Source organism: Delftia sp. ZNC0008 (assembly GCF_000799035.1).
Taxonomy (GTDB): Bacteria; Pseudomonadota; Gammaproteobacteria; order Burkholderiales; family Burkholderiaceae_C; genus Comamonas; species Comamonas tsuruhatensis.
Map to the genome: position 1 here is coordinate 1 of NZ_JTKZ01000870.1, position 2849 is coordinate 2849.

Genomic DNA, 2849 nt, shown 5'->3' on the forward strand with positions numbered 1-2849 from the left:
CCGCGTGGCTGCGTGCCCTGGAGGCCTTCGATCTGCTCGGTGGCGCCGGCCTGGCGCGAGAGGAAGGCCGCCAGATGGCGCGTGACGGCCGCGTCCTGCGCATAGGGCAGGCCCAGCTGGGTCAGCGCGGCGCGCGCGCGGGTCTGGGGCTTGTCGGAGACGGCGGCGCGCGGGAAGAAGCCTTCCACCAGCATCTGCAGCACCTCGTCACGCGTGACCTCGGTGCGGATGCTGCCGCCGATGAGCTTGCTGCCCCGGCTGGGCACGACCACGGGCACGGACTGCAGCGTGGCATCGGCCAGCAACTGCTCCTTGGCCTGGCGGCAGCCATGGGCCAGGGCGCGGGTCTGCCAGGCGTCGAGCTGCTTGCCCTCCTGGGCCAGCTTGCGCGCCACGCCATAGGCCAGGGCCAGGTCCATGTTGTCGCCGCCCAGCAGGATGTGCTCGCCCACGGCCACGCGCTGCAGCTCCAGGCCGCCGTCCTTTTCCAGCACGGCGATCAGCGACAGGTCGGTGGTGCCGCCGCCCACGTCCACGACGAGGATGATCTCGCCGCTTTGTACCTGCTTGCGCCACTGGCCGCCGCTGGCCTGGATCCAGCTGTACAGCGCAGCCTGGGGTTCCTCCAGCAGCGTGAGCCTCTGGAAGCCCGCGGCGCGGCAGGCCTCGGCCGTCAGCTCGCGCGCGGCCGGGTCGAACGATGCGGGAATGGTCACCGTCACATCCTGGGCGTCGAACGGCGCCTCGGGATGGGCCTGCTCCCAGGCCCAACGCAGGTGCGACAGATAGCGGATGGAGGCGGTCAGGGGCGAGACGCGGTGCACCTCCTCGGGCGCATCGGCCGGCAGCAGGGGCGAGCGGCGGTCCACGCCCGGATGGCACAGCCAGCTCTTGGCGCTGGAGACCAGCCGGATCGGCGTGGCCGCGCCGCGCGATCGCGCGAACTCGCCCACCACGAAGTCCTGGCTGGCGCCCCAGGGCAGGGCCATGTCGGCCGCAGTCAGCTCGCTTTCATGCGGCAGGTACAGGAAGGACGGCAGCAGCGGGCGCGCCTCCACGCTGGAGGGGCCGGTGAGCTGGGGAATGTCCAGCACGCCCTGCTCCACCTTCTCGCCATCGCTGGCCTGGCGGTCCACATAGGAGAGCGCGCAATGCGTGGTGCCCAGGTCGATGCCGATGCTGTAGCGCGCCTGGGAGGATTGAAGGGACTGGTCCATGCTCACAGCTCCACCTCGGCCTGGGCCACGATGGCGGCGGCCTTGTGATCGGTGAGCTGGGGCAGGCGGACATCGTCCACGCGCCAGCCGCGGTGGCCCAGCGTGCCCGTGAAGGGTGCCTGGCCGACCACGTTGCCCGTCAGGCGCACGGCGGCGGCATCAAAGCCTGCGGCCAGCGTGACGCGGCTGCCTTCGGCCTCGGCACGCACGGGAGCGATGCTGAAATGCTCGCGCAGCACCTTGCGGCAGCCTTCGTGCACCACGCGGGCGGCGGCGCCGATCTCGGCGTCGGCATAGCCGGCCACGTCTTCCTGCACGAAGTCCACGAAGCGCGCCTCGCGCTGCAGCAGGCCCAGCAGTTGCAGTGCGGCGGTGCCAGCGGGTGCGGCCGGCTCCACGATGGTCTTTTCGACGATCTTCTCGACCGGCACCTCGACGCGGACCTCGACGATCCGGTCCACGGGCACCTCCACGCGCACCTCCTTGGGTGCGGGCGGCGGCACGTCGGCGGCCAGCGGCTCGCCGTCGCGCAGGCGGGACACATCGGCGGCCAGGGGGCCGTTGCCGAGGATGGCGAAGAAACTGCCGATCGCGATGGCGATGCGGCTCAGGAACGAGGGGGGAGTCTTGGAATTCATGGGCTTCTCTTGGCGAGAGGACCCTGCCGGGCCGATCGCCGCGCAGCAGGGCAACCGGGCGCCGATGGTCCTCCACCGGGCGCCCGTAGGGTCCGTGATGTTACCCAAAGCAACGAAGCCCCGTCCTGTACACGCCCCCATGCCCCCGTGCGCAAATGGCCTGGCGGCATAATCGCGGCTGCTCCTGCCCCTGTCCATGGCCCATACACGCCTTTTCCGCCACGCCCCGACCCGCTGCACCGCCTTGCGCGCGCAGCGGCCGCAGCGCGTGCACGGCGTGCCCACGGCCTTCATCAGCCTGTGCGGCTTCACGGCCCTGCTTTCCGCCGCCGTGCGGAAAGCCTGAGGTCCAACCCCAGCTTCCCGCACGGCCCCCGCAGCGAATCCGCATGCAAACGCATGCCAGGAGCTGCCGGCCCACGCCCGCATCGCCCTGGCCTGCACGCCTTTCAGGCTGCGCCGCCGCATGGCACAGCCGCTGTGACCCAGGAGCTGACGATGGACATGGAACTCTCCCAAAACTTTCTGCGCGCCAAAAGCCCTTGCGCGGCGGGCTTTCGCTGGTTCGTGCGCAACCGCCATGACGGCAACGACTACCAGCGCGTGCTCGACGCCCTGGTGGGCGATGGCCGCGTCGAGGACGCGCGCTGGCTCATGAACCAGTTCGGCCCCACCGATGCCGTGCTGGAGGTCGATCACCTGGAGGCCGATGCCCTGGTGTTCTCGGGCAGCGTCGTCGTGCATGGCGAGCTGCGCGTGCCCGGCCTGCTGGCCGTGGGCCGCACGCTGCAGGCCGGCGCCGGCATCCACGCCGGACGCATCGAGGCCGGCCAGGACCTGCACAGCGGCGGCGCCATCTTCTGCAGCGGCCCGCTGCAGGCCGGCGGCCTGGTCAAGGCCGCCTGGAGCGTGGACGTGCACGAGGAACTGCGCGCCGAGGACGTGCGCGCCGGCTGGGAGCTGCGCTGCGGCGCCGACCTGCGCCTGGCCGGCG

General features: G+C 71.5%; 3 protein-coding genes and 1 pseudogene. 2 read left to right on the forward strand and 2 right to left on the reverse strand.

Annotation, left to right across the window (positions count from 1 at the left end):
• On the reverse strand, positions 1-1217 hold a 1217-nt coding region (locus tag L995_RS27985), incomplete at its 3' end, for an Hsp70 family protein (RefSeq protein WP_047474636.1).
• A 2-nt stretch (positions 1218-1219) separates the two neighbouring features.
• On the reverse strand, positions 1220-1855 hold the full coding sequence (locus L995_RS27990) for a DUF2760 domain-containing protein (protein WP_013800629.1): 636 nt from the start codon (positions 1853-1855) through the stop codon (positions 1220-1222).
• A 196-nt stretch (positions 1856-2051) separates the two neighbouring features.
• On the opposite strand from L995_RS27990, the gene L995_RS34065 reads away from it, so the two are divergent.
• Both L995_RS34065 and L995_RS27995 read left to right on the forward strand, forming a co-directional pair.
• Positions 2052-2201 carry a hypothetical protein gene (locus L995_RS34065; RefSeq protein WP_013800628.1) on the forward strand — a complete coding sequence of 50 codons (150 nt, stop codon included), beginning with the start codon at positions 2052-2054 and terminating at the stop codon, positions 2199-2201.
• Positions 2202-2359: 158 nt separating this feature from the next.
• Positions 2360-2849: pseudogene (locus L995_RS27995) on the forward strand (hypothetical protein); the annotation flags it as partial.